The organism is Saccharopolyspora rosea, assembly GCF_025643595.1.
Classification (GTDB): domain Bacteria; phylum Actinomycetota; class Actinomycetes; order Mycobacteriales; family Pseudonocardiaceae; genus Saccharopolyspora; species Saccharopolyspora rosea.
Genome location: NZ_CP102826.1, coordinates 755,125 through 779,663, shown reverse-complemented (window position 1 = coordinate 779,663; position 24,539 = coordinate 755,125). Strand labels below are relative to the sequence as shown.

The following is a 24,539-nucleotide window of genomic DNA, read 5'->3' as shown; positions in this document are numbered from 1 at the left end:
GGTGCGCACTAGGACGGCGCGTACCGGGGCCAGACGGCTTCCACGCGGGCGCCGCCCTCCGGAGACTCGGTGGCGCGGACCGCTCCTCCCCGTCGGCGCACCGCCTCGGCGACGAGGGCGAGGCCGAGCCCCGCACCGCCGCTGGTGCGGGCCCGGTCCGACTCGACGCGGTAGAACCGGTCGAACACCCGCTCGCGGTGCTCCGCCGGGATGCCCGGTCCGTCGTCGTCGACGACCAGGCGCACCATCCCCGGAGTCGCCACCACCGAGACGCGGACCAGCGCCTTCGCGTAGCGCAGGGCGTTGCTGACCAGGTTGTCCAGCACCCGGGACACCTCGGTCGGGTCGGCCGGGACCGCGGTCGGCGCGTCGGGCACATCGATCGCGACCTCGGGGCGCACCCCGTGCTGTTCGAGGCGGTCGACCGTGGCGCGGACCGCGGCCACCAGGTCGACCGGCCGGGCCGGGGACGGCGTGTCCCGCTCGGCGCGGGCCAGCGTGAGCAGGCTTTCCACCAGGTCCGACAGCCGTTGGGCCTCGTGGGCGACGTCCTGGAGGGTTTCCTGGGCGAGGGCCGGATCGGGGTGCACGACCGCCACTTCGGCCTGCGTGCGGATGGCGGTCACCGGGTTGCGCAGTTCGTGCGCGGCGTCGCCGGTGAACCGGCGCAGCCGTTCGGTGTCGGCGTCCCGCCGGGCCAGCATGGCGTTGAGCTCCTCGGCGAGTGCGCGGATCTCGTCGTTCGCTTCCGGCACCGGGAGCCGCTGCCCTTCGGGCAGTTCCCCCGCCGCCAGGCGCATCCGCTCGACCGGGCGCAGGGACCGGCGAACGACGAGCCAGGTCGCCAGCCCGACGAGCCCCGCGGCCAGCACCGAACCGACGCCGAGCACCTGACCGGCCGTGCCGAGCGTTTCAGCGAACCCGACCAGGCGCGCGCCCGCGAGCACCACGCGGGGCTGGCCCGCCGCGTCGCGGGCGACTCCGGCCCGCCACCGGTAGACCGCCGCGGGCGGGTCGAACCGGAGCACGCCCTGCCCGGCGACGAGTTCGGCGAGCTGCCCGTGGCGCAGGCCGGGGTCGGGCAATCCGTCCACCGGATGCCCAGAAAGGTCGAGCACGCGGACGTCGGCGTCGGCCAGCGCGGAGGGGGCCGATCCGCGGGACAGCCGCTGGGCGGTGGCGGTCGCGGTGCGCTCCAGGTCGGTGTCCACGGACTGGATGAGCAGCCAGCCGACGAACCCGGTGCTGGCGTGCGCGATGACGCCGAGGCCGATCAGGGCGACGACCGCGGCGACCGCGCTGGTCCGGAACTGGATCGTGCGGCGGAACCACCACCGGCGCAGGCGGGCGGTCATGCGGGCTCGTCGCTGACCCGGTAGCCCTGTCCACGCACGGTCCGCACCAGGTGCCCGGCACCGGCCGAGGCGAGCTTGCGCCGCAGGTAGCCGATGTAGACCTCGACGACGTTGCGGGTGACGAACTGCTCCTCGCCCCACACCATGCGCAGCAGGTCGTCCTTGGGCACCACGGACTCCGGGTGACCGGCCAGCGCGACCAGCAGGTCGTACTCGCGCGGCGAGAGCGCGACCGGTCGGCCGCTCCAGCTGACCTCGCGGGCGGTGCGGTCGATCTCCAGCCGGCCGACGCGCAGGCCGGTCTGCCGAGCCGCCGCGTCGCGCCGCCGCAGCAGTGCGCGCACCTGCGCCACCAGGACCAGGAACGAGAAGGGTTTGACGAGGTAGCCGTCCGCGCCGAGGTCGAGGCCGTCGGCCTGGTCGACCTCGCCGTTCTTCGCCGAGATCAGCAGGACCGGCGTGGTCACGTCCTGGGCGCGCATGCGTTCCAGCACCCGGTACCCGGACAGCCCCGGGAGCATCAGGTCGAGCACCACGACGTCGAAGGCGCCGGTGCCCGCCAGCCGGAGCGCCTCCACTCCGTCACCGGCGACGGCGACCTCCATGCCCTCGGCGGTGAGCCCGCGGCGCAGCGCGGTCCGGACTCCCGGCTCGTCGTCGACCACCAACACCCGCGGCGCCATGCCCTCCAGGATGCCGGGGCCCGACCCCGGCGACCACGACCTCTCAGGAGGTTCTCAGCTGAACAGCGCATTCTCAGCGCGATCTCAGCTACGCCGCGGAGCCGTCCGGACACGGCGCGGCGGCGCACCTCGACCGTCCGAATTGGACGACGTGACCGGTTCCACGTCGCGCCGCCGATCCGCCGTGATCTCGGTCGGCGGGACGCGCGGCGCCGCACCTCCGGGTGATGCGGGTGGTGCGGGCCGCGACGCTGTCGGTGGCCGAGCGCGACTTCGCCAAGTCCGCCGAGGCGATCGGGCTGTCCCGGGTGCGCCAGTTGCTCCCGCACGCGGCCGGGCTGCCGTACCCGCAGCGCGCGGTGTCCCGGGAGATGGCCGCGGACCACCCGGCGGTGGCCGCGCTGCTCGCCGAGCAGGCTCCACTGTGGCCGGTCGGCAGCCGCGTCGCCTACCACGCCCTGACGTCCGGGTGGCTGGCCGCCGAGCTGGTGCGCCAGGTGGACGGCCGGTCCATCACCGACTACGTGCGCGCCGAGATCACCGAGCGGATCCCGGCCGACGGGTGGCTGGGGCCGCCCGCGGAGCACTCCGACCGCACCGGCCGGTGCCGACGAGCCCCGGACTACTCGAACGCGTGCACCGCGAGGAGAGCCGCGGCACCGACCCGGGAACGGGACGTCCGCTGGTCTTCGGCCTCGGCTCCGAATTGCAGGACGACCTCGGCACCTGCGGTCCGGGGCGGATCGGTTTCGGGCACAGCGGCGCGGGCGGCTCGGTGCACGGCTGCTGGCCGCGCCTGGGCGTCGCCTTCTCCCACACCCCGTGCACGATGCGCGCCGAAGGCCACGACGGACGCGCCCAGCGCCTGCTGACCGCCCTGCACGCCTGCCTCTGACTGCCTCGCGCGAGCCGGGGCGAGCGGCCACCATGGCGGTCATGACCGAACTTCTCACCGACAACCAGGTCTCCGAGGCGTTGCAGCACCTCCCGGAATGGCGGCAGGAGGGCGCGCGGTTGGTGCGCACCGTCGAGTTCGCGGGCTTCCCGCAGGCCATCCAGGCCGTGAACCGGGTAGCGGAGATCGCCGAGAGCGAGAACCACCACCCGGACATGGACGTCCGCTACAACGCGGTGACGTTCGCCTGCACCACGCACTCCCAGGGCGGCATCACGGCGAACGACACGTCACTGGCGCAGGAGATCGACGGCGTCGTCGAACAGCTCCGGGGTTAGGGCCGGTCCTCGAACCCGACCGGCGCGCGTACCCACCGGAGGGGGAAGCGGCGCCGCCGAAGGGGAATCCGCCGCCGCTCGCGAAAAGCCGTGGCGCGATCAGCTGGCGGTGCGTTCCCCCGCGCCGACCGCGAGTTCGGCGGCTTCGCGGGCGCAGCCCCACGAGAGGGCGACCCCGGAGCCGCCGTGCCCGTAGTTGTGCACCACCCGCGCACCCTCGTACCGCTCCACCTCGACGCGCACCGACTCCCGGCCGGGGCGCAGGCCGACGAGTTCGCCGATTTCCTCGGCGTCGGCCAACCGCGGGTCGATCTCCGCGCAGCGGCGGCGGATTCCGGCCCCGACGCCGCGCAACGGGGTCGCGTTCCAGTCGTGCTCGACGGCGACGCCGCCGAGCACCACCCGGTCGCCGTGCGGCATGATCGCGGCGAACTCGTCCGAGGCGGTCAGCTCGACGAAGTACTCGTCGATCCCCGGGTTGCGCACCACGAGCGCCTGTCCGCGCACCGGGCGCACGGTCGGGTCGCCGAACAGGTGCGCCCCGACTCCCGTGCAGTTCACCACGATCGACGACTCGGCCACCGCGTCCGCCAGCATCGGAACCGGGCTGAGCAGGAGCTCACCGCCCGCCGCCCGGAACCTGTCGACCAGGTGGTCCAGGTAGCGGGGCATGTCGATGAGCGGCACGGTGCCCCGGTAGCCGTCGGCGAACCCGGTGGGCAGTTCGTCCCGGGTGCACCGGCGCAGGTCGGGGATCAGCCGGGCCTCCGGTGGAACCACGTCGCCGAGGACCGCGCGGGAAGCCATCGTCCCGGCGGCCAGGTGCACGCCCGACTCCGGGTCCTCGGCGAGCGCGGTGAACTCGGCGTGCGAGCGGGTGGCCCACCGCAGCACCCGGTCGGCCGGGCGGAGCAGCGCCGGGCCCCACATCGCCCCGGCCGCCGCCGAGGTCGTGTCGCGCGGGCGGTCGGCCGTGCGGATCCGGACCGGACGGCCGGACTCGGCCAGCACGACACCGGTGGTCAGGCCGACCACTCCCGCACCGACGACCAGCACCGGCTTCCCGGACGCGCTCACCCGCATCACGCTACCGGCCGCGCGCGAACTCGTCAGCGTCGAACGTCCCGCCCAGTTCGGGGGCCAGTCCGGCCCGCGCGATGTCGCGGAACGCCGCCGGATCGGCGCGTCCGGCGCCTTCCGGCAGGGCCCCGAGCAGGGGAGCTCCGGTGACCTCCGGCAGGTCGGTGACGTTGCACCGCATGGCCAGGTCCGGTCGCACCGGCCAGCTGCCGAGGACCAGGCCCGCGCACCGCAGTCCGCGCGCCCGCAACGCCTCGGCGGTCAGCGCGGCCGCGTTGAGCGCGCCGAGGCCGGGATGCGCGACGACCAGCACCGGCGCGGACAGCTGGGCGGCGGCGTCGGCGAGCGTGCCGCCCTCGTCGTCGAAGCGGACGAGCAACCCGCCGGCTCCTTCGACGAGCACCAGGTCGTGCTCCTCGGCGAGCGCCGCCGCCGCGTCGGCGACGGCCTTCGGCCGCACCGGCGGCGCACCCGCGCGTCGCGCGGCGGTCGCGGGCGCCAGCGGCTCCGGGAACCGCGCGAGATCCCGCGCGGTGACCCGCGCGAGTCGCGCGACGGTGTCGGCATCGCCGGCTTCGCCGTCCGCGACGCCGGTCTGCGCCGCCTTGAGCACGGCGACCGACCCTCCGGCCGCCGCGGCGACGGCGGCGGTGACGACGGTCTTGCCGACATCGGTTCCGGTACCGGTGACGAACAGGACGGACATCAGTGCCCTCCCCCCGCCGCGGCCACCGCGGCGGACGCGATGCGCGCGACGTCGTCATCGCTGGTCACGTACGGCGGCATGGTGTAGATCAGGTCGCGGAAGGGCCGCAGCCACACGCCGTGCCGCACCGCCGCGCGGGTGGCTGCCGCGGTGTCCACGGCCCGGTCGAGCTGGACGACGCCGATGGCGCCGAGCACCCGGACGTCGGCCACCCCGGGCAGCGCCCGCGCCGGTTCGAGCCCGCGGCGGAGCCCGTCCTCGATCCGCTCGACCTCGCGCCGCCAGTCCTGGTCGAGCAGCACGTCCAGGGACGCGTTGGCCACGGCGGACGCCAGCGGGTTGCCCATGAACGTCGGTCCGTGCGCCAGCAGCGGGATCCCGGCGGCGATCCGCCCGGTGCACAGCGTCGCGGCCATCGTGAGGTATCCACCGGTGAGGGCCTTGCCGAGGCACATGACGTCGGGGCTGATCCCCGCGTGGTCGGCGGCGAAGAGCTCGCCGGTGCGGCCGAACCCGGTGGCGATCTCGTCGAAGACCAGCAGCACGTCGTGGGCGTCGCACAGCTCCCGCAGCGCCCGCAGGTAGGCGGGGCTGTGGAAGCGCATCCCGCCGGCTCCCTGCACCACGGGTTCGACGATCACGGCGGCGAGTTCCCGCGCGTGCCGCCCCAGCACGTCCGCCAGGTGGTCCACATAGGACTGCTCGTACCGGTCCGGGGGCGCGGCGGCGAAGACCTGTTCGGCGAGCGCCCCCGACCACAGGTGGTGCATGCCGCCTTCGGGGTCGCACACCGACATCGGGTGCCAGGTGTCGCCGTGGTAGCCGCCGCGCCACGTCATCAGCCGCCGCTTCTCCGGCCTGCCGCGCCCGCGCCAGTACTGCAGGCACATCTTGATGGCGACCTCGACGGACACCGATCCGGAGTCGGCGAGGAAGACGTGCCGCAACGGCTCGGGGGTGATCTCCACGAGCCGCTGGACCAGCCGCACGGCGGGTTCGTGCGTGAGCCCGCCGAACATCACGTGGCTCATCCGGTCGAGCTGGTCCCGCACGGCCGCGTCGAGCACCGGGTGCCGGTAGCCGTGGATCGCCGCCCACCACGAGGACATCCCGTCCACGAGGTCGCCCACGCCGGAGACCCGCAGCCGCACGCCGCTCGCGGATTCCACCAGGAACGGTTCCGCGTCCGCGGGCACGCCCGCGTAGGGGTGCCACACGTGCGCGCGGTCCAGTTCCAACAGCCGTCTCGCGTCGTCCATGCGGTGATCATGGCCGCGGCCGTCGCGGGGACTTCAGACCCGCCACGCACAACGTCGCGCGGGCAACCTTGTTCACTTCGGACAGTGCTGGCCCGCTACGCACCGTGCCAGAGTCGACGACCATGTCCACGGTCTTCGACTGGATCGACGGGCGGCTGGAGCAGCGCCGACGCGCCGGGCTGCACCGGACCCCGCGGGTGCGCCGCGCCGACGACGACGCGCTGGACCTGGCGGGCAACGACTACCTCGGTCTGACCCGTCATCCGCAGGTCGTGCGCGGGGCGGTCCGCGCGGCTCGCGAGTGGGGCACGGGGTCGACCGGATCGCGGCTGGTGACCGGATCCACCCAGCTGCACCGGGATCTGGAGGAGCGGCTCGCCGGGTTCTGCGGCGCCGAGTCCGCGCTGGTCTTCTCGTCCGGTTACACCGCGAACCTGGCCGCGACCAACGCGCTGACCGGCTCGGACACCCTCATCGTCTCGGACCGGCACAACCACGCCTCGCTGATCGACGGCTGCCGCCTGTCGCGGGCCGAGGTGCGGATCGTCCCGCACCGGGACGTCGCGGCCGTCCACGAGGTCCTGTCCGGGCACGACGGGCCCGCCCTGGTCGTCACGGAGTCGGTGTTCTCCGTCGACGGCGACACCGCACCGCTGCGCGCCCTGCACCAGGCGTGCCGGGAGCACGGCGCGGCCCTGCTCGTCGACGACGCGCACGGGCTGGGCACCACGGGCCCGCGCGGCGCCGGTGCGCTGCACGCCGCGGGCCTGGCCCACGAGCCCGACGTGGTGGTGACCGCGACGCTGTCGAAGTCGCTGGGCTCGCAGGGCGGCGCGGTCCTCGGCCCGCACCGCGTCATCCAGCACCTGACGCAGACCGCCCGCACCTTCATCTTCGACACCGGGCTCGCCCCGTCCTGCGCCGGAGCCGCCCTGGCGGCGCTGGACGTGCTGCGCGCCGAACCGGAACGCGCCGAGGCGGTCCGGAACACCGCCTCGGCACTGCACGACGGGCTGGCGTCATCGGGCCTGCCGGTGCGCCGACCGGGCGGTGCGGTGCTGTCGCTGCCCGCGGACTCGCCGGAGCACGCGGTGGCCTGGGCGGCCCGGTGCCGCGACGAAGGGGTCGTCGTGGGCTGCTTCAGACCGCCCTCGGTACCGGACTCGTCCTCCCGGCTGCGCCTGACCTCCCGCGCCGACCTGACGCACCAGGACGTCACCCGCGCCGTCAAGGTCATCGCCGCCGTGCGGTGAGACCTCCCGGTGGGGCCTCGCGCGGCGAAAATCGGGATGCGCGCGTCACTAGCCTGTTTTCATGGATTTCGAGACCGACGACTCGCCCTCTCGCATCGACCGCGACGCGGTGTGGGAGTTCCTGTCCACGCAGGCGTACTGGGGCCGCTGGCGCAGGCGCGAGCACGTGGAGCGCCAGATCGACCGCGCCTGGCGCGTCGTCGGCGCGTACGCGAGGCCGTCCGGCCGGATGATCGGCTTCGCCCGCGCGTTCTCCGACGGGGTCGCCTCCGCCTACCTCGCCGACGTCTTCGTGGTCCCCGAGGCGCGCGGCCACGGCGTCGGCAAGGCCCTGGTCCGCACCATGGTCGACGAGGGCCCGGGTCGCGACTTCCGCTGGATGCTGCACACCGAGGACGCCCACGGCCTCTACCGCGCCCACGGCTTCACCGTTCCCGCCGACCACACCTACCTGGAACGCCCGAGGCGCGAGGAAAACCTCTGAGCTCCGGGCCCGGCCGCAACGGCTTCCGACGCGGCGTCCGACGTCGGAGCGCGCCCCCCGGGCAACCGCGATCGGGCCACGGCCGGGTGGCAGGCCGAGGTCTACCGCGTGGCCGGCGACATCACGCGCACCGGCGAGCGGAGCTCGGAGTGCGTCGGCGGCGAGTGGACCGAGGGCGAGCCCGATCACACGTTGAAGCGGAACTCCACGACGTCGCCGTCGGCCATGACGTAGTCCTTGCCCTCCATGCGGACCTTGCCCGCGGACTTGGCCGCGGCCATCGACCCCGCTTCGACCAGGTCGTCGTAGGAGACGATCTCGGCCTTGATGAAGCCGCGCTCGAAGTCGGTGTGGATGACCCCCGCGGCCTGCGGGGCGGTCCAGCCCTGCCGGATCGTCCAGGCGCGGGCCTCCTTCGGACCGGCCGTGAGGAACGTCTGGAGGCCGAGGGTGTGGAAACCCGCGCGGGCCAGCGCGTGCAGGCCGGGTTCGTGCTGCCCGATGGACTCCAGGAGCTCCCGGGCGGACTCCTCGTCGAGTTCCATCAGCTCGGCCTCGACCTTGGCGTCCAGGAAGACCGCGTCACCGGGGGCGACGAGCTCGCGCAGCTCCTTCTGCCGGGTCTCGTCGCCCAGCACGCCCTCGTCGGCGTTGAACACGTACAGGAACGGCTTGGTGGTCAGCAGGTTGAGGTCGCGCAGTTCGGCGGTGTCGCGGCCCATGCCCGCCGCGAACAGGGTCCGGCCGGAGTCCAGGACCTCCTTGGCCTGCTGCACGACCTCCAGGGTGGCGCGCCGGTCCTTGTGGGTGCGCGCCTCCTTCTCCAGCCGGGGCAGCGCCTTCTCCAGCGTCTGCAGGTCGGCCAGGACGAGCTCGGTGTTGATCGTCTCGATGTCGCTGGACGGGTCCACCCGGCCGTCGACGTGCACCACGTCGGGGTCGTCGAAGACGCGGATGACCTGGCAGATCGCGTCGGCCTCGCGGATGTTGGCGAGGAACTTGTTGCCCAGCCCCTGCCCCTCGGAGGCGCCCTTGACCAAGCCCGCGATGTCGACGAACGAGACGGTGGCGGGCATCGTCCGAGCGGAGTCGAACATCTCGGCGAGCTTGTCCAGCCGCTGGTCCGGCAGCGGCACCACGCCCACGTTCGGCTCGATGGTGGCGAACGGGTAGTTCGCCGCGAGCGCCTCGTTGCTGGTCAGCGCGTTGAACAGGGTGGACTTGCCGACGTTGGGCAGCCCGACGATTCCGAGGGTGAGACTCACACCCGGAAGTCTAGGGGCCGGGCCGCACCGCCAACGGCCCCGGTCGCGGGCGACGCGGCGCGAGCCACACCAGTACGTCCGATTTCCGCTAGTCCCGGGCCGCTGCCGCTGGAAGCATCGAGGGCGTGTTGGTGGGAACGGAAGAGGCGTACCGGGCAGTGGCCTCGCGCGACGCGCGCTTCGACGGCTGCTTCGTGCACGCCGTGCGCACGACCGGGATCTACTGCCGCCCGTCGTGCCCGGCGCGCACGCCGAAGCGCGACAACAGCCTGTTCTTCCCGACGGCCGCCGCGGCGCAGGCGGCGGGGTTCCGGGCGTGCCGCCGGTGCCTGCCGGACGCGGTGCCCGGCTCGCCGGAGTGGAACATGCGCGCCGACCTGGCCGGTCGTGCGATGCGCCTCATCTCCGACGGCGCGGTGGACCGCGGTGGTGTGGAGGGGTTGGCCGCGCAGCTCGGCTACTCGCCCCGGCACCTGACGCGGGTGCTGACCGCCGAACTCGGCGCGGGGCCGATCGGCCTGGCGCGGGCGCACCGCGCCCACTCGGCGCGGATCCTGATCGAGACGACCGACCTGCCGTTCACCGACGTGGCGTTCGCGGCCGGGTTCTCCAGCCTCCGGCAGTTCAACGACACGGTGCGGGAGGTGTTCGCCACGACGCCGACCGCGCTGCGCGGACGCGCCCGTCGCCGCGCGGACGAGCCGTCGGGGGCGGGCGCGATCCGGCTCCGCCTGCCGTTCCGGGCGCCGTGCGATCTCAGCGGGCTGCTGCGGTTCCTCGGCGAGCGGGCGCTGGAGGGGGTGGAGGACGCGGGCCCCGCCCACTACGCCCGCGCGCTGCGGCTCCCGCACGGCACCGGCGTGGTGCGCCTGGTCCCGCAGCGCGACCACGTCGCCTGCACGCTCGCCCTGACGGACCTGCGGGATCTCGGCAGCGCGGTGGCGCGGGTGCGCCGACTGCTCGACCTGGACGCGGATCCGGTCGCGGTCGCCGAGACGCTCGGCTCCGACCCGGTCCTGGCGCCCGAGGTGGCCCGCAACCCCGGGGTGCGGGTGCCGGGCAGCGTCGACGGGTTGGAGATCCTGGTGCGGGCGGTGATCGGCCAGCAGATCTCCGTCGCCGCGGCGCGCCGCACGACCGAACGGCTCGCGGCCGCGCTCGGCACCCCGCTCCCCCACTCGGACGGCACCGTGACCAGGCTTTTCCCCACCGCGGAAGCACTCGCCGAGGGCGTGCTCGACGCGCTCGCCGGCCCGCGCCGCCGCGCGGAGACGGTGCGCGCGGTCGGCGAGGCCGTGGCCGAGGGGCGGCTGCGGCTGCACCCCGGCCGGGAAGCGGCGGAACTGCGCGAAGAACTCGTGAACATCCCCGGGATCGGCCCGTGGACGGCGGACTACGTCGCGATGCGGGTGCTCGGATCTCCCGACGTGCTGCTCGACGGCGACCTGGCGCTGCGCCGCGGGGCCGCCGCACTCGGACTGTCGACCCAACCGGCCGCGCTGCGCACCCGCGCGCGGCAGTGGAGCCCGTGGCGTTCCTACGCGGGCGTGCTGCTGTGGTCCGCGGCCACCCGGAACTTGGAGGAACCATGACTACCTGGTCCACTGTGGACACACCTGTCGGACCGTTCACCGCGGTCGTGGACGACGACGGCGCGGTGCTCGCCTCGGGCTGGACCGCCCGGCTCGACGAACTGACGCCGCAGGTCGCCCCCGTCCTGCTGCGCGCGACCCCGCGCCACGCGGCCGACCTCGGCCCGGTGACGCGCGCCGTCCTCGCCTACCACGAAGGCGAGCTCGACGCCGTCGAGGCGATCCCGGTCCGCCAGCGCTCCGGCGAGTTCCTCGAACACGCCTGGGACGTGCTGCGCAAGGTCCCCGCCGGAGAACCGGTGAGCTACACCGAGTACGCCGCCCTCGCCGGACGCCCGAAGGCGATCCGCGCGGCGGCCGCGGCCTGCGCCCGCAACGCCGCGGCGCTGTTCGTGCCCTGCCACCGCGTGCTGCGCAGCGACGGCACCCTGGGCGGCTTCCGCTGGGGCCTCGACGTCAAGCGCTGGCTGCTCGACCACGAGTCGACCGGGCGCTGACCGCCCTGGACGGCCGACCCCGGGCGGGGTCGGCCGTTCACGCCGTCCGGAGTTCGAGGGTGGAGCCCTCGCGGGATTTGCGGACGCGGAGGCGGACTCCGATGCGTTGGCGCATCTCCTCGACGTGCGAGACCAGGCCGACGACGCGGCCGCCCGCCCGGAGCTCGTCGAGGGTGTCCATGACCAGGTCGAGCGTGTCCGCGTCGAGGGTGCCGAAACCCTCGTCGATGAACAGGGTGTCCAGCAGCGCTCCGCCGGTCTCGGCGGCGACCACGTCGGCGAGGCCCAGCGCGAGCGACAGCGAGGCGAGGAACGATTCGCCGCCGGACAGCGTCTTGGCGGGGCGCACCTTGCCCGAGTAGTCGTCGAGGACGTCCAGACCGAGCCCGCCGCGCGTCCCGCGCGCCCCGGCGGCGTCGGAGTGCACGAACGAGTAGCGCCCGTCGCTCATCCGCTGCAACCGGCGCGTGGCCGCGACCGCGACCTCTTCCAGCCGCGCAGCGAGCACGTAGGAGCGCAGCGACATCCGGCGCGCGTTCTGCCCGCGGCCGTTGACCACGTCCGCCAGCGCTTCCAGCTCGGCGAACTCGGCCAGCACCGGCCCGAGCCGCGCCCACGCGGCGCGCAGTCGCTCGGCGAGCTGCGCGATGTCGCGGTGCCGCTGCTCGGCGCGGTGCGCCATCGCCGCGGCCCGCTCGGCCGCCTCGCGCGCCAGCGTGGCCGCCTCGGTGGCCTGTTCGAGGCCGACCTCGGCATCCGCGTCGACGCCGAACAGCTCAGGGCTGGCCAGGGCGTCCCGCGCGCCCGCGGCGCGCTGTTCCGCCTCGGCGAGCGCATCGGCCAGTTCGGCGAGCCGTGCTTCGCCGCGCTCGGCGGCCAAGGCCGCCTCCACGGACTCGAAACCGGCCTCGGCTGCCGCGTCGCGCAGCGCTTGCCGTTGTTCGGCGAGGCGGCCGTCGGCGTCGTCGCGGGCGATCCGGGCGTCGACGAGCCGGTCCAGGTTCGCGGCGGCGCCGAGCAGGTGCTCCCGCCGGGCGGCGATGCTCGGGTGGTCACCGCGCGCCTCGCGCAGCCGGAGCTCCCTTTCGTCCACTGTGGTCTCAAGACTGGTCCGCTCGCTGCGGGACGCGGCCAGTCGGGAGCGAACGTCGGTCAACTGGGCCGAAATCCGCTCGGTGGACGCTTCGAGTTCCGCCAACAGCTCGGTGCGCTGCCGCAGTTCCCCGGCGGTGCGCCGCAACGCGTCGCGCTCGGCGGTGAGCTCGGCGAGTTCGGTCGCCAGCCCCTGTTCGGTGTGCTCGCCGAGCCGTTCCGCCAGGCGGTCCCGCGCCTGCCGGGCCCGCTGGGCCTCGGTGGCGGCCTGCTCCCGGCGGGCCTGCGCGCGCTGCTCCTCCTGCTGGGCGGCGTCCTCGTCATCGGCGCTGACCTGGTCGTCGACGGGTTCGGCGGGCGCGGGGTGCTCGGCCGACCCGCACACCGGGCACGGCTGGCCGGGAGCGAGCCGCCGGGCCAGCTCGGCGGCCATCCCGGCCAGCCGCCGCGCGCGGAGGTCCTGCAACCGGTCCCGCGCCTGCTGGTGCGCGTCGACGGCCTGCTGGGCGCGCGTCGTCGCATCGGCGAATTCCCGCTCGTGACGGGGCAGTTCGCGCGCCGCCTGCAACAGCGCGCTCAGCTCCTCGACCCGGGACACCACCGTCTCCAGCCGGACCTCGGCGTGCTTGGCCTCGTCGACCTGCTGCCGGGCGGCGGTGATGCGCTCCGGCAACGCCTGCTGCCGTTGCGCCAGCTCCGCCTCGGTGCGTTCGTCCGCGGCGATGCGCTCGGCGAGGCCGGCGAGCCGCTCGCGGTCGGATTCCTGTTGCTGCGCCTCGGGAACCAGTTGCGCGAGCGCACCGGCCGACTCGCGGTCGCGCCCGGCCAGGGCGCGCAGCTCGTCCAGCGGCGCCTCGGCGTCGACGTCCGAGCACCGCTGCGCCGCGGCGACGACGTCGGCCCCGGCCCGCTCCCGCGCCTGTTCGGCGCGCTGCACGGCCTGGCGGGCGGCGAGCACCGGCACGGCGCGTTGCGCCGCTTCGCGCTCCGCGCGCCAGGCGTCGTGCTGGGGTTTGCGCTCTTCGAGCTCGGCGAGGGTGGCGTTCGCCTGCCGCACCCGCCGCACCCTGTCCGCGAGTTCCCGGCGCTCGGCGAGCGCGGTCTCGGCGGCGTCGCGTTCCCGCCGCAGGCGCGAGTGCTCGGCCTGCGCGCCCTCCCACTCCCGGACGGCCCGCTTCTCGACCTCCTCCAACCAGCCCTGCTCGTCCTCCCCCGGTTCGCTGGCCGAAACCTGGGCGACCCGCGCCAGCAGGTCGCGGACCTCCAGGGTCTGCGCCTCGACCTCCCGGCCGCGCTCCCGCCGCCGCTGGACGAACCACGTCTCGACGTCGGCGAAGCGCTGCGTGCCGAACAGCCGCTCCAGCAGCTTCTCGCGCTCGGCCGTGTCCGCGCGCAGGAACCGCGCGAACTCGCCCTGCGGCAGCATCACGACCTGGAAGAACTGCTCGACGCTCATCCCCAGCAACCGCTGCACGGTGCGCCCGACCTCGTCGATGCGGGTCAACCCCTCCGGCGGCTGGCCGGTCGGAACGCCGTCGAGCCAGGTCAACGACGCCTTCGCCTGCTGGGTGGTGAAGCCCTCCCCGCGCTTCTTCGGTCGCTGGTACTCGGGGCTGCGCTCCAGCAGCAGCCGCTGCCCCTGCACGGTCAGTTCCAGCACGACCTTCGTCGCCACGTCGTCGTCGGCGGTGTCGCAGCGCAGCCGCTTGGCGTCGTTGCGCGCACCGGGCACCGACCCGTACAGCGCGAAGGCCACCGCGTCGAGCAGCGTCGTCTTCCCCGCGCCCGTGTCGCCGTGCAGCAGGAAGAGACCGTCGCCGCCGAGCGCGTCGAAGTCGACGACCTGGCGGTTCCGGTACGGACCGAACGCGGTGATTTCCAGCCGGTGCAGCCTCATCGGGCCACCTCCCGCAACGCCCGGTCCAGCAACTCCCGTTCGGACTCGTTCGGTTCGGCACCCCGGCAGTCGGCGACGAACCGCGCGGCCAGCTCCCGGTCGTCGCGGCCGCGCACCGCCTCGGCGTACCGCAGGGGCGACGTGGCCCGGCCGCCCTCCGGCCGCCATTCCAGGTGGACCGCGTGCGGGAAGCGTTCCTGGAGCCGGCGCATCGCCTCCAGCGGGCGCACCTCATCGGTCAGCGTCGCGGACAGGTAGCAGTCCTCGTACTCGGCGTACTCCGGTGCGGACAGCAGCTCCGCCAACCGTCCCTCCACAGTGGCCAGACGTCGCGGTACCGGCAGCTCCCGGCGTCGCACCTCGGCCAGCCCGGCGGCGTCGAAGTCCACCAGCCACACCGATTTGCGCTGCGCCGCCTCGGAGAACGAGTACGCCAGCGGGCTCCCCGAGTACCGCAGGTGCTCGGCCAACCGCTGCGGGCCGTGCAGGTGCCCCAACGCCACGTAGTCGACGCCGTCGAAGACCGACCCGGGCACTTGCTCGACACCGCCGACCGCGATCGTGCGCTCCGAGTCGCCGCGTTCACCGCCGGTGACGAACGCGTGCGCCAGCACCACCGAGCGGGCGTCGCGGCCGGCCAGGTCGGCCCGGATCCGGTTCATCGCCTCGGTGAGCACCGCCGTGTGGCCGCGCTCGGCGACCTCGCCGGCCCCGGGCACGTCGGCGCGGGCCCGCAGCGCGTGGCGCGCGGGATCGGGTTCGAGGTACGGGATCCCGTAGAACGCCACCTGGCCGTGCTCGTCCGGCAGCAGCACCGGTTCGTGCAACCGCGCGATCCTGGTCCGCAGGTGCAAGCCGCCCGCGGCGGCGAACTCGGCGAACGCGCCGACGCGCGCCGCCGAATCGTGGTTGCCCGGCGTCACCACCAGCTGCGCGCCCGCCTCGCGGATGCGGGACAGCACGCGCATGCACATCTCCACGGCCTCGCCGGAGGGGACGGCGCGGTCGTAGAGGTCACCGGCGAGCACCACGACGTCCACGCGCTCCTCGGCGACCAGGTCGGCCAGCCCGGACAGGACGGCCTCCTGATCTCCGAGCAGGTCGCGGCCGTGGAACGTCCGGCCGACGTGCCAGTCGGAGGTATGCAGAACCCGCATGCGCCACAAGCTAGCGACGACGCCGATCGCCGTTGCCGACCCCCCACATCGCTTCGGCGTGTCGTACACGCTCGACCGCGCAGTGATATGACGTTCACGCGGATCGCGACGACCTTGTCGGACCGGTCGGCCACCATGCACGGCATCGGCCCCCTACCCGACGGAGCGCATGTGAGTACCGGTGTCCTGGTCATCCTCGTCATCGTGCTGGTCCTGGTGTTCGCCGCCGCGTTGCTGCTGATCTGGCGGCTCTACACCGACAGCGCCCGCCGCGCCGACGAGGCGCTGCGGATGGTCGAGGCCGAACGCAGGCGCACCGCCGACCAGCAGGCGGCGCTGCGCCGCTACGAGGTGGCCTTCGCCTCCATCACCGGCCGCGGCGAACTGGGCGAGCAGGTGCTCGTGGAGACCGCCCGCTCGCTGGGCCTGCGCGAGGGCGTCCACTTCAGCCTGCAGACCGACCTCGCGGGCGGGGGCGCGGCCCGGCCGGACATGGTGCTCACCGTCGGCGGTGGTCGCCAGGTCCCGGTGGACGCCAAGGCCAGCCTCGCGGTCTGGGCCGAGGCGATGGAGACCGACGACCCCGCCGAGCGCGCCGACGCGCTGCGGGTGCACGTGCGCAACATCCGCTCGCGAGCCGCCGAACTCGCGGGCAAGGGCTACCAGAAGTGGGCGGACGCGATCTACGGGACGATCATGTTCGTCCCCTCCGACGCGGCCGTCATCGCCGCCCTGGACACCGATCCGCAACTGCTGACCTGGCTGCTGGACAAGCGGATCTTCCTCTGCGGTCCCACCGGCTTCGCGGTGCTGGCCTCGGCGGCGATGTTCGCGGCCACCGAACGCACCATCGCCGAGGACATCGAGCGGGTGCGCAGCCAGGCGGTCCGGGCGCAGCGCTGCGCCACCAACGCCGTCGAGGCGGTGAACCTCTCCAGCACCCACCTGCAACGCTTCGTCTCGGCGCGCCGCCGCGAGCTCGACGCCCTGGAGTCCTTCCGCAGCGCCGTGCAACCGCTGGCCGAGACGGCGGGCACCGGCACCCCGGGCGACGTCCGCCGCGACGAGGAGAACCTCGCGGGCTGACACCGCTCACACGTGGCCGGCGACGAAGGCCGTGGCGGTGTCGGCGATCGCCTCGGTGCGCGGACCGCGACCGAAGCCGTGGTCGAGCCCCTCGTACGGGTGCATCTCGACCGGCACACCGCGACGCCGCAGCTCCGCGGCGAAGTCCAGGCTCTGCACCACCGGCACCAGCGAGTCCGCCGTGCCCTGCTGGAGCAGGAACGGCGGCTCGTCCCCGGACAGGTTCTTGATCGGGCTCGACGCGTCCGCCACGGCCGGGCAGTCGACCGGCAGGCATCCGAGCAGTTCGGTGATCACGCGCTTCGCGTAACCGGTGAGCTCGGGGTGCGCCGTCTGCGCCTCGGCGCTGAGATCGGTCGGGCCGAACCAGTCGACCACCGCGCGGATCCCGCGCAGCCCGCCGCCCGGCTTCGCCGGATCCCCGGCCACCGCCCCGAGCTGCGCGACGAGGTGGCCGCCCGCCGAGGCGCCCCACAGCCCCACGCGGTCGGGGTCGAGGTGCCACCGGCCCGCGTTGGCCTGCAGCCACCGGACGGCGTCGGCGACGTCGACGACCTGGGCGGGCGCCTTCGCGACGCCGGTGAGCCGGTAGTCCACGGTCGCCACCGCGTAACCGCGTTCCACCAGCCGCTGGGTCGTCAACGCCTCGGTCGCGCCCCGGTCCGCGTCCAGCGTCCGGACCCCGGCGTCCCACCCCCCGCCGTGCGCGTACACCAGGAACGGCGTGCGCGTCCCGGCGCGGCGCGGCAGGTAGAGGTCGAGGGCGAGCGGCCCGCTGTCCCGCCGGGCGTACACCAACCCCCGGACCACCTGCGCGGCGCCGAGATCACGCGCGGCGACCGCGGACCGGGCGGCATCCGCGTCCGGGGTCCGCGCGCAGCCGGAGACCAGCAGCGACATCCCCGCGAGACCGGCGAGGAGGGCACGTCGCACGTCCATCAGTTCGCCAGCCTCCCGACCTCGTCTTCACTCGAACGAGTGAGCGTAGCAAGGTCGGGAGGAGTGCGCGGGTCATTCGTCGGCAGCGCGCTGCTGCTCGGCGAGGAAGTGCTGGATCCGCACCGTCGACTCGTACAGGTCCCGGTAGTGCCGGTAGAACGCGTCGTAGCGCTCGGTGTTCACCGGGTTCGGCCGGACCGTCTCGGTCACCGGGTTCCAGCCGTCCGGGTCGACCGCGGTGCCGGTGCCCACGCCGGCCAGCAGCGCGTCGCCGTAGGCCGCACCGACCGTCTCCGCCGGGATCTGCTGCTCCTGCCCGGTGATGTCGGAGACGATCTGCGTCCACAGCCCGCCCTGCGTACCGCCGCCCACGGCCACCAGCCGACCAGCGGTGCCACCGGCCGCGCTCATCGCCTCCAGGTTGTGCCGGACCCCGTAGCCGATGCCTTCCAGCGCCGCCCGGTACAGCTCGGCGCGTCCGTGACCGGTGGTCAGCCCGGCCAGCACACCGCGCGCGTCCTGGTCGAAGATCGGCGTCCGCTCCCCCGCGAAGTACGGCAGGAGCAGCAGGCCGCGGCTGCCCGCCGGTGCCTTGGCCGCCTCGGCGACGAGCTGGGCGAAGTCCCCGGTGACCAGGTCGCGCAGCCACTCGGTGACCGCACCGGACGTCGCCATGCCGGCCGCCAGCGTGTAGGTGTCCGGGAAAGCACCGCAAGTGCCCCACAGCACCGGGTGCGGCCGGGGATCGGTCAGCACCTGCACGAAGAACATCGTCGTGCCGTACATCAGCATCACGTCGCCGGGCGCCCGGACGCCGACGCTGGTGGCCTCCGCCCACGCGTCGACCGTGCCGGTGGTCACCGGCAGCCCTTCGGGCAGCCCCGTCTCGGCCGCCGCCCGCGCACCGACCCGGCCGACGACCTCGGTCGGCCAGCTCAGCTCGGGCAGCTCCAGGCCCGGCGCGACGCGCTCAGCCCAGTCCCGCGCCCAGTCCCGGGCGCCGAGGTCGTAGAGCGGGTCGCACTGGCTGGCCGAGTGGTGGTCCAGCACGTAGCGGCCGGTCAGCCGGTGCACCAGGTACGAGCTGCACATCAGCAGCTTCTCGGTGCGCCGGTAGACGTCCGGCTCGTGCTTGGCCAGCCACCGCACCTTCGGGCCCACGGCCTGGCTGCTCAGCGCCGAACCGCCGCGCGCGAGGATCTCGTCGGCGCCGAACTCCTCGGTCAGCTCGGCGATCTCCGCGGTGGCGCGGGTGTCGACGCCGTAGAGGATCGCCGGGCGCAGCGGGTTGCCGTCACCGTCGGCGGGCAGCAGCACCGGTCCGATGCCGCTGACGCCGAGCCCGCCGATCGTGCGGCCCTCCGCGGCGGGCAGCAGCTCCCGCACCAGCGCCGTGAAGTCCGCCCACCACACCGCCTCGGCGTCGTGCTCGACCCACCCCGGGTGCGGGTACGACGTCTCGTGCGGCCGGCCGGCCCGGGCGAGCACCCGCCCGTCCGCGCTGACCAGCACCCCCTTCGAGCTCGACGTTCCGATGTCGATCCCGAGCAGCACCACGTCGCTCATCGACGAAACTCCTCCCAGCCGGCCGCGTCGCACCCACTCTGACACCGATGCCCACCCCGCCCGGTGCGGCGTGCCGCGGAACTTCCGCGGCACGCCGCACCGGGCCGCGGGTGCGGTCAGCCGCGGGTCCACTCGTCGAGGCGGATGTCGAGCTGGTCGGCGAGGGCGCGCAGCGCGGGCCGGTGGTCGCCCGGGACCGCGTGGATGTGGTTGGCGCCGAACTTCGACAGGAACAGCTCCCCCGGCGCGTCCAGCCGCGCGAAGGCGTGCGGCCATTCCGGAGTGGACTGGTCCACCAGCAGCTTGTTCGTCGCCGCGTCGTAGCTCTCGAAGTCGCCGAGCATGAGCTGCAACCGGTACTCGCCGTCCTCGCGGGTGAGCCGCCCCAGCGTCATCGCCCCCGGAGCAGCGATGTGCTGCACCGACGCGCCTCCGGCCGGGAAGAAGAACACCTCCGGGTAGAAGTTGACCTTCGCCAGGTTCTCCGCCGGGTCATCGCTGCGCGCGGCGAACCAGGTGGCGTGCTGGCCGGAGTTGCACAGGTCCCAGATGTCCCGGTCGGCGTGGTAGTGCCGCACGTCGGCGAACAGCACCGGAGTCCCCGCGACCGCTTTGAACAGCTGCATCGTCAGCGCACCGTCCATGTCGGCCTCGGTGGCGCACACGTGCGTCTCCTTCGGACCGTTCCAGTCGTACGGGTCGTTGAGGAACGCCTCGGTGACGTCCATGGTCGCGAAGTTCTCGGTCAGCTCGGGCTGCGCCTTGATCCCGGAGAAATCCAGGTTGCGCTCGGCGATGATGTCCCGGATCGCCAGGTAGGAGCGGATCTGCCGCTCCAGCAGCTCGGGCGTGAGCTTCTTGCCGTCGTAGTGCACCCCGGCGGCGTGCCGCTCGATCCACTCGCGGGCCTTCGCGGCCTCGGCCTGGTCGGCCTTCTCCGCCCGGAGCACGAGTTCGTACTGGTCGATCTCCTCGACGTCGATGCCGAACTTGCGCTGCCACTGGTCGGTGTTGGCGACCGCGGTGTTCATCCCCATCGGACGCCCGCCGAACCGGCCGAACGTCGATCCGTGCAACGACTTCGCCGCCGCGGCGGCGGCCGCCTGCACGCCGATCCGCTCGACCAGCTCGGCGTCGTCGGGTGCGCCCCAGGCGCGGGTGTGCCGCCGGCCGATCTGGTCCAGCGCACCGCCCGCGGCGAGCATGCCCACCAGGCCGGGTTCGGTGGGGTCGGTGCTGGCCACCAACACCAGGGGGCTGCGCGTGGCGTCGGCGGCGAGCATGGTGAAGTGCGGGAATGCCCACACGGAGTAGTAGAGAACGGTGATGTCGACATCCGCGGCGGCGACCTTGCGGGCCACCGAGGTCGCCAGCACGTTGGTGGCCACCAGGTCGTCGCCCACCACGACCTGGTGGCCCGCGCGGCGCAGGGATTCGACCAGGCCGTCCTGCTTGGACCGGATGAAGTCCGCGTTGCGCGCGTGGACGTGGTCACGGCCGTCGGAGATGCTGATGACACCGATGCGGGCCATGGTTCCTCCCGAATTCGTCACAGGCGACGTTGACTGCGGACCGACCGGGGCGCCGGAGCCCCGGCGGAGGTGGCGGAAAACGCCCTTGGCGCAGCTGAGCAATCGTTTTCTCGGACGCTATTCTGGCAGGACACGCGCTGTCAAGGCGGCTCGCCCGCGATCACGCGGGCAGCGGACGACCCGGAGGAGAAGACGTGGCGACGATCAGTGATGTGGCGGCCCGCGCCGGAGTCTCCACCGCGACGGTCTCCCGCGCGCTCAACGGCAAGAGCACGGTGGACCCGGTCCTCGCCTCCCGGGTGCTGACCGCCGCGGAGGAGCTCGGTTACCGCCCGAACGGACCGGCCCGCAACCTGCGCAGGCAGGAGACCGCGGTGCTCGCGTTGATCATCTCCGATGTGGAGAACCCGTTCTTCACGGCGATCGCGCGCGGCGCCGAGGACGTCGCGCACGAGGCCGGGTACTCGGTGGTGCTGTGCAACTCCGACGACCAACCGGACAAGGAGCACGAGTACGTCGACGTCGCCCTCCAGGAGCGGGTCGCCGGGGTGCTGCTGTCGCCCACCGGGCGCGGTGACAGCGCCGAGCTGCTGCGGCGGCACCGCACGCCGGTCGTCGCGGTGGACCGCCCGCTGCCGGACTCCGACGGGGACACCGTGCTGGTCGACAGCCGGCGCGCCGCGCGGGACGCCACCCTGCACCTCGTGGAGCAGGGCTACCGCCGGATCGGCTGCCTGACCGGGCCGAGCGGGGTGCTCACCGCGGACGACCGGCTCAACGGCTACCGGGACGCGGTCCGGGAGGCCGGGTTGGACGACTCCCCCGACCTGGTGCGCCGCTCGGAGTTCCGGGCCGCGGGTGCCAGGGAGGCGGCCCGTTCCCTGCTGGCCCGCCAGGCCCCGCCGGACGGCATCCTGGTCGCCAACAACGCGATGGCCGTCGGCGTCCTGGAAACCCTGGTGGAGCTGCGGCTGCGGCCCGGACGCGACGTCGGGGTGGTGGCCTTCGACGACGCGCCGTGGACCACGCTGCTCGATCCGCCGCTGACCGTCGTCTCCCAGCCCGCCTACGACATGGGCGCCGCGGCCGCCCGCATGCTGCTCGGCCGCATCTCCGGGGAGCGCGGCAAGGCCAGCACCACGACCCTCTCGGCGCACCTCGTCCCCCGGGGCAGCACCCGCCGCTCCTGACGCGAACCGGGGGCCGATCTCCGCGGAGATCGGCCCCCGGCCGCCGGGACACGACGACGCCTACCGCTGCGAGAACACCTGGTACCGGGACGCCGTCCACGCCGGTGCGCCCTGGACCGGGACCAACTCGACGCGGACCGAGGACTTGCCCTGCGTCAGCGCGGGCGGGATGTCGAAGGCGTCCTCCAACCAGCGGTGCTGGGCGTTGCCGAGCGGCTGCATCCAGCGGCCCGCCGGTCGTCCGTCGACCAGCACGTCGACCTGCTGGTACGCCTTCTCCTGGTCGGAGAGCCGCCGCAGCCGGACACCGGTGTTGCCCGCGTCGACCGCGGCCCGGAAGCTGACCCGGCCGGTCGCCGCGGACACCTGGCGGCTCAGCGGCGCCGGGTTCCGCCCGCCCTCGAAGGTCGAGTCCAGCGGCCCGGTCGTCTCCCCGACCGCCTGGTAGCCGTGCTGGTCCCTGCTGCCGCGGTTGGTCAGGTCCAGCTCGTCGGTCTGCCGGACCGCCGCCGGGTGCCCGCCGTACCAGTAGGCGGTCGAGCTGTAGTCCCCCGGCTCGTCGTTGGTCGGCCCGTGCTCGATGCCGAACAACCCGCCGTCGGAGAACGGGACGGCGTCGTTGACCATCAGCCGGTAGGCCCCGGTGCAGTCGTACTCGCACCCGTCGCCGTTGACCTCGTAGGCGGGGTTCCCGGCCAGCGGCATGGAGAACGTGGTGCCGTCCCGGAAGTACCACCCGGACTCGTAGAAGTCCTCGGTCCCGGTGCCGTGCCACGCCGGGCTGGACGAGCCGTCGGTGTAGAACCGCTCGTCGCCCTCCAGGTAGTTGCGCTGGTTGGCCTGGCGGTCGGCCAGCGAGTGCGGCTGGTCCTTGCGCACCGCCGCACCCGGCGGGATCAGCCCGCGCATGCTGTGCGTGACGCCGTAGAACGTGCCGGAGCCCTTGGCGTCCAGGAAGGTGTAGTCCTGCCCCTGCGCCGTGCGGGCCCGGCGGTGCGTGGCGTGGAAGTAGCCGGTGTTGGTGCCGATCTCAGCCGGGGCGCTGGTCACCTCGGCGGTGCCCGCGTTGATCGGCACGTTGCCGTCGTTGACGAGTTCGACCTTGGCGCCCTTGCTGAACGGCATCGGCCACCACGCCGTGTACCAGCCGTCCAGCCCCGGGTCCATCGAGCTCATCAGGTTGCGCACGTCGTACTCGCCGAGCCCGGAACCGAAGAACTCCCCGATCGGCGCGTCCACCGTGGTGTTGCCGTCGAAGGTGATGCGCAGCCGGGTGTTCTGCAGCACCGAGTCGGACGCGGCCACCTGGTCGGGGTTCGACGGGTAGCGGGCGATCAGCTTGGTGCGGGCGAAGACCGGGTTGTCGATGCGGTAGCCGTGCGCGCTCTCCTCGCCGGGGTGGGCGGGGCCGAGGTCGAGCACGTCGGTGCGGTTCCAGTCGCCGCCGACCTTGCTGTGCACGTCGTAGCGGAACTCGTTGACGTCCAGCGAGGACGAGACGAACCGGTTGGAGATCTCCACCGAGGACTTCCCGGCGGTGAGCTCCGGCGGCAGGTCGATGACCTGCACGCCCCACCGCCCGGGAGCGGCCGGGCCGCTCTGCCACCGCCCGGCCGGACGGCCGTCGACGAACACGTCGGCGACCTGGTCGGCCACCTGCGGGTCGAACCGCCGGATCAGCCGCACGCCCTGGTTGGCCGGATCGATGCGCATGGTGAACCGGCTGCCGCCGCCCTGGCCGAAGGCCCGCCCGTCGTCGACCACCCGGGGGCTGGCCACGATCTGCGGGATCCGCAGCCGCAACTGGCTGATCTGCGCCGGTCCGCTCAGGTCGGCGACGGTCGTCGAGGCTCCCGGGGGCAGCTGGAAGTCCCGGCGGGTCGGGGTGGCGCCGGGGGCGGGCGGCTTGGGGTCGGCGACGCCGAAGCGGCGCAGCCGGTCGAGCACGTCGGTGGCCGGATCGGCCGGGTTGAAGGTGCGCACCCCGTCCGCGTCGGGCAAGGCGCGGTAGTCGACGTGGTAGAAGTCCGGGTTGTGCTGCACGGTCACCCGCATCGAACTGCGGAACGGCATCGGCACCTTGACGACCGCTCCGCCCGCGGCGTCGTCGGCGTTGCCGACCAGCGGCCACTGGAACGGGCCGCCGACCCGACCGCTGACCACGTCGATGAGCGGTGCGTTGAGCACCACCCGGCCGTCCAGCTCGACGATGATGTTGCCGGTCCCGGTCACGTCGCCGAGCGGTTCGCGGGTGGACCAGATCGAGGAGATCTCGCCCGGTCCGGAGTGCTCGGCGATGACGCAGCCCTGGTCGGTGGTGCGCAGGCAGGAGTAGGTGCCCTGGAAACCGTCGTTGTTCCCGCCGGTGCGGTCGAAGCTGGAGAACTGGCGGGACTGCTCGGATCCGCGCAGCTGCGCCAGCCCGTCCAGATTCCGGTAGGTGTCCCAACCGGTCGGCCCCTTGCGCGCGGCCGCCGGAGGTTGACCGAGCGCCCGCTCCGGGGCGAACCCGGCGTCGGCGACCAACCCGGCCGCGGCGAGCGAGGCGACGCCCAGGCAGGCGCCGAGACGCCGCGAACGCCGGCGGCCGGGTACCGGTCTTTCTCGTTCTGAGCCGTCTTTCATGTGCTCGCCCCTCCCACACCCCATTCGTCCGCAGCGAACACGATCGCG

Annotated in this window: 20 protein-coding genes; 8 read left to right on the top strand and 12 right to left on the bottom strand. The window is 73.8% G+C overall.

The genetic code is table 11. The features are described 5' to 3' along the window. Positions 1–8 precede the first annotated feature (8 nt). Together NV263_RS03820 and NV263_RS03815 are read right to left on the bottom strand one after the other, a co-directional pair. Positions 9–1,355: a sensor histidine kinase gene (locus NV263_RS03820; protein ID WP_263251094.1), complete on the bottom strand. Its 1,347-nt coding sequence runs from the start codon at positions 1,353–1,355 to the stop codon at positions 9–11. Further along, positions 1,352–2,038 carry a response regulator transcription factor gene (locus NV263_RS03815; protein WP_263251093.1) on the bottom strand — a complete coding sequence of 229 codons (687 nt, stop codon included), beginning with the start codon at positions 2,036–2,038 and terminating at the stop codon, positions 1,352–1,354. Before NV263_RS03815 ends, NV263_RS03820 begins: the two co-directional genes overlap by 4 nt. Positions 2,039–2,265: 227 nt before the next feature. Here NV263_RS03815 and NV263_RS03810 point away from each other — a divergent pair, with 227 nt between their 5' ends. Together NV263_RS03810 and NV263_RS03805 are read left to right on the top strand one after the other, a co-directional pair. Continuing rightward, positions 2,266–2,910 carry a serine hydrolase domain-containing protein gene (locus NV263_RS03810; RefSeq protein WP_263251092.1) on the top strand — a complete coding sequence of 215 codons (645 nt, stop codon included), beginning with the start codon at positions 2,266–2,268 and terminating at the stop codon, positions 2,908–2,910. A 64-nt stretch (positions 2,911–2,974) separates the two neighbouring features. Further along, positions 2,975–3,271: a 4a-hydroxytetrahydrobiopterin dehydratase gene (locus NV263_RS03805; RefSeq protein WP_263251090.1), complete on the top strand. Its 297-nt coding sequence runs from the start codon at positions 2,975–2,977 to the stop codon at positions 3,269–3,271. Positions 3,272–3,370: 99 nt separating this feature from the next. Here the strand turns inward: NV263_RS03805 and NV263_RS03800 are convergent, their stop codons facing one another. Genes NV263_RS03800 through NV263_RS03790 form a run of 3 tightly spaced genes read right to left on the bottom strand, consistent with a single transcriptional unit; the run spans position 3,371 to position 6,316 of the window. After that, positions 3,371–4,348, bottom strand: a complete 978-nt coding sequence (locus tag NV263_RS03800) for an FAD-dependent oxidoreductase (RefSeq protein WP_380756824.1) — start codon at positions 4,346–4,348, stop codon at positions 3,371–3,373. A gap of 10 nt (positions 4,349–4,358) precedes the next feature. Next, a complete protein-coding gene (gene bioD / locus NV263_RS03795; protein ID WP_263251086.1) occupies positions 4,359–5,057 on the bottom strand; it encodes a dethiobiotin synthase in 699 nt (232 codons plus the stop codon). Beyond that, the gene (locus tag NV263_RS03790) at positions 5,057–6,316 is read right to left on the bottom strand and encodes an adenosylmethionine--8-amino-7-oxononanoate transaminase (RefSeq protein ID WP_263251084.1); all 1,260 of its coding nucleotides are present in this window, start codon (positions 6,314–6,316) and stop codon (positions 5,057–5,059) included. Before NV263_RS03790 ends, bioD begins: the two co-directional genes overlap by 1 nt. 122 nt (positions 6,317–6,438) lie before the next feature. On the opposite strand from NV263_RS03790, the gene NV263_RS03785 reads away from it, so the two are divergent. Beyond that, complete coding sequence (locus tag NV263_RS03785) at positions 6,439–7,569, top strand: 8-amino-7-oxononanoate synthase (protein WP_263251083.1); 1,131 nt, start codon at positions 6,439–6,441, stop codon at positions 7,567–7,569. Between the two features lie 61 nt (positions 7,570–7,630). Continuing rightward, positions 7,631–8,053, top strand: a complete 423-nt coding sequence (locus tag NV263_RS03780; protein ID WP_263251082.1) for a GNAT family N-acetyltransferase — start codon at positions 7,631–7,633, stop codon at positions 8,051–8,053. 185 nt (positions 8,054–8,238) lie between these two features. On the opposite strand, the gene ychF is transcribed toward NV263_RS03780, so the two are convergent. Next, positions 8,239–9,318, bottom strand: coding sequence for a redox-regulated ATPase YchF (gene ychF, locus NV263_RS03775; protein ID WP_263251080.1), 1,080 nt, complete (start codon positions 9,316–9,318; stop codon positions 8,239–8,241). A 125-nt stretch (positions 9,319–9,443) separates the two neighbouring features. Between ychF and NV263_RS03770 the strand changes: the two genes are divergently transcribed. Beyond that, complete coding sequence (locus NV263_RS03770; RefSeq protein ID WP_263251078.1) at positions 9,444–10,910, top strand: DNA-3-methyladenine glycosylase 2; 1,467 nt, start codon at positions 9,444–9,446, stop codon at positions 10,908–10,910. Then, on the top strand, positions 10,907–11,407 hold the full coding sequence (locus NV263_RS03765; protein WP_263251077.1) for a methylated-DNA--[protein]-cysteine S-methyltransferase: 501 nt from the start codon (positions 10,907–10,909) through the stop codon (positions 11,405–11,407). Before NV263_RS03770 ends, NV263_RS03765 begins: the two co-directional genes overlap by 4 nt. A gap of 37 nt (positions 11,408–11,444) precedes the next feature. On the opposite strand, the gene NV263_RS03760 is transcribed toward NV263_RS03765, so the two are convergent. Further along, positions 11,445–14,396 (bottom strand): AAA family ATPase, encoded by a 2,952-nt coding sequence (locus NV263_RS03760; RefSeq protein ID WP_263251074.1) that lies wholly within the window; start codon positions 14,394–14,396, stop codon positions 11,445–11,447. After that, positions 14,393–15,553: an exonuclease SbcCD subunit D gene (locus NV263_RS03755; protein ID WP_263251072.1), complete on the bottom strand. Its 1,161-nt coding sequence runs from the start codon at positions 15,551–15,553 to the stop codon at positions 14,393–14,395. The genes NV263_RS03760 and NV263_RS03755 overlap by 4 nt, the downstream gene beginning before the upstream one ends. 171 nt (positions 15,554–15,724) lie before the next feature. Here NV263_RS03755 and NV263_RS03750 point away from each other — a divergent pair, with 171 nt between their 5' ends. After that, positions 15,725–16,639: a DNA recombination protein RmuC gene (locus NV263_RS03750; protein ID WP_263251071.1), complete on the top strand. Its 915-nt coding sequence runs from the start codon at positions 15,725–15,727 to the stop codon at positions 16,637–16,639. Positions 16,640–16,645: 6 nt separating this feature from the next. Here NV263_RS03750 and NV263_RS03745 read toward each other — a convergent pair whose 3' ends face one another. From NV263_RS03745 to NV263_RS03735, 3 genes are all read right to left on the bottom strand, one after another. Next, positions 16,646–17,578, bottom strand: a complete 933-nt coding sequence (locus NV263_RS03745; protein ID WP_263251069.1) for an alpha/beta hydrolase — start codon at positions 17,576–17,578, stop codon at positions 16,646–16,648. 72 nt (positions 17,579–17,650) lie between these two features. Continuing rightward, positions 17,651–19,144 (bottom strand): FGGY-family carbohydrate kinase, encoded by a 1,494-nt coding sequence (locus NV263_RS03740; RefSeq protein WP_263251068.1) that lies wholly within the window; start codon positions 19,142–19,144, stop codon positions 17,651–17,653. Between the two features lie 116 nt (positions 19,145–19,260). After that, positions 19,261–20,676: an L-fucose/L-arabinose isomerase family protein gene (locus tag NV263_RS03735; RefSeq protein WP_263251066.1), complete on the bottom strand. Its 1,416-nt coding sequence runs from the start codon at positions 20,674–20,676 to the stop codon at positions 19,261–19,263. A gap of 194 nt (positions 20,677–20,870) precedes the next feature. On the opposite strand from NV263_RS03735, the gene NV263_RS03730 reads away from it, so the two are divergent. Continuing rightward, on the top strand, positions 20,871–21,866 hold the full coding sequence (locus NV263_RS03730) for a LacI family DNA-binding transcriptional regulator (protein WP_263251065.1): 996 nt from the start codon (positions 20,871–20,873) through the stop codon (positions 21,864–21,866). Positions 21,867–21,926: 60 nt separating this feature from the next. Here the strand turns inward: NV263_RS03730 and NV263_RS03725 are convergent, their stop codons facing one another. After that, positions 21,927–24,491, bottom strand: coding sequence for a glycoside hydrolase family 172 protein (locus tag NV263_RS03725; protein WP_263251064.1), 2,565 nt, complete (start codon positions 24,489–24,491; stop codon positions 21,927–21,929). Positions 24,492–24,539: the final 48 nt, after the last annotated feature.

Coding starts and splice junctions, on each gene's coding strand:
- NV263_RS03815 (WP_263251093.1), bottom strand. CDS start 2,038: ATGGCGCCGCGGGTGTTGGTGGTCGACGACGAGCCGGGAGTCCGGACC.
- NV263_RS03780 (WP_263251082.1), top strand. CDS start 7,631: ATGGATTTCGAGACCGACGACTCGCCCTCTCGCATCGACCGCGACGCG.
- NV263_RS03745 (WP_263251069.1), bottom strand. CDS start 17,578: ATGGACGTGCGACGTGCCCTCCTCGCCGGTCTCGCGGGGATGTCGCTG.
- bioD (WP_263251086.1), bottom strand. CDS start 5,057: ATGTCCGTCCTGTTCGTCACCGGTACCGGAACCGATGTCGGCAAGACC.
- NV263_RS03790 (WP_263251084.1), bottom strand. CDS start 6,316: ATGGACGACGCGAGACGGCTGTTGGAACTGGACCGCGCGCACGTGTGG.
- NV263_RS03735 (WP_263251066.1), bottom strand. CDS start 20,676: ATGGCCCGCATCGGTGTCATCAGCATCTCCGACGGCCGTGACCACGTC.
- NV263_RS03725 (WP_263251064.1), bottom strand. CDS start 24,491: ATGAAAGACGGCTCAGAACGAGAAAGACCGGTACCCGGCCGCCGGCGT.
- NV263_RS03820 (WP_263251094.1), bottom strand. CDS start 1,355: ATGACCGCCCGCCTGCGCCGGTGGTGGTTCCGCCGCACGATCCAGTTC.
- NV263_RS03755 (WP_263251072.1), bottom strand. CDS start 15,553: ATGCGGGTTCTGCATACCTCCGACTGGCACGTCGGCCGGACGTTCCAC.
- NV263_RS03785 (WP_263251083.1), top strand. CDS start 6,439: ATGTCCACGGTCTTCGACTGGATCGACGGGCGGCTGGAGCAGCGCCGA.
- NV263_RS03805 (WP_263251090.1), top strand. CDS start 2,975: ATGACCGAACTTCTCACCGACAACCAGGTCTCCGAGGCGTTGCAGCAC.
- NV263_RS03810 (WP_263251092.1), top strand. CDS start 2,266: ATGCGGGTGGTGCGGGCCGCGACGCTGTCGGTGGCCGAGCGCGACTTC.
- NV263_RS03765 (WP_263251077.1), top strand. CDS start 10,907: ATGACTACCTGGTCCACTGTGGACACACCTGTCGGACCGTTCACCGCG.
- NV263_RS03760 (WP_263251074.1), bottom strand. CDS start 14,396: ATGAGGCTGCACCGGCTGGAAATCACCGCGTTCGGTCCGTACCGGAAC.
- NV263_RS03740 (WP_263251068.1), bottom strand. CDS start 19,144: ATGAGCGACGTGGTGCTGCTCGGGATCGACATCGGAACGTCGAGCTCG.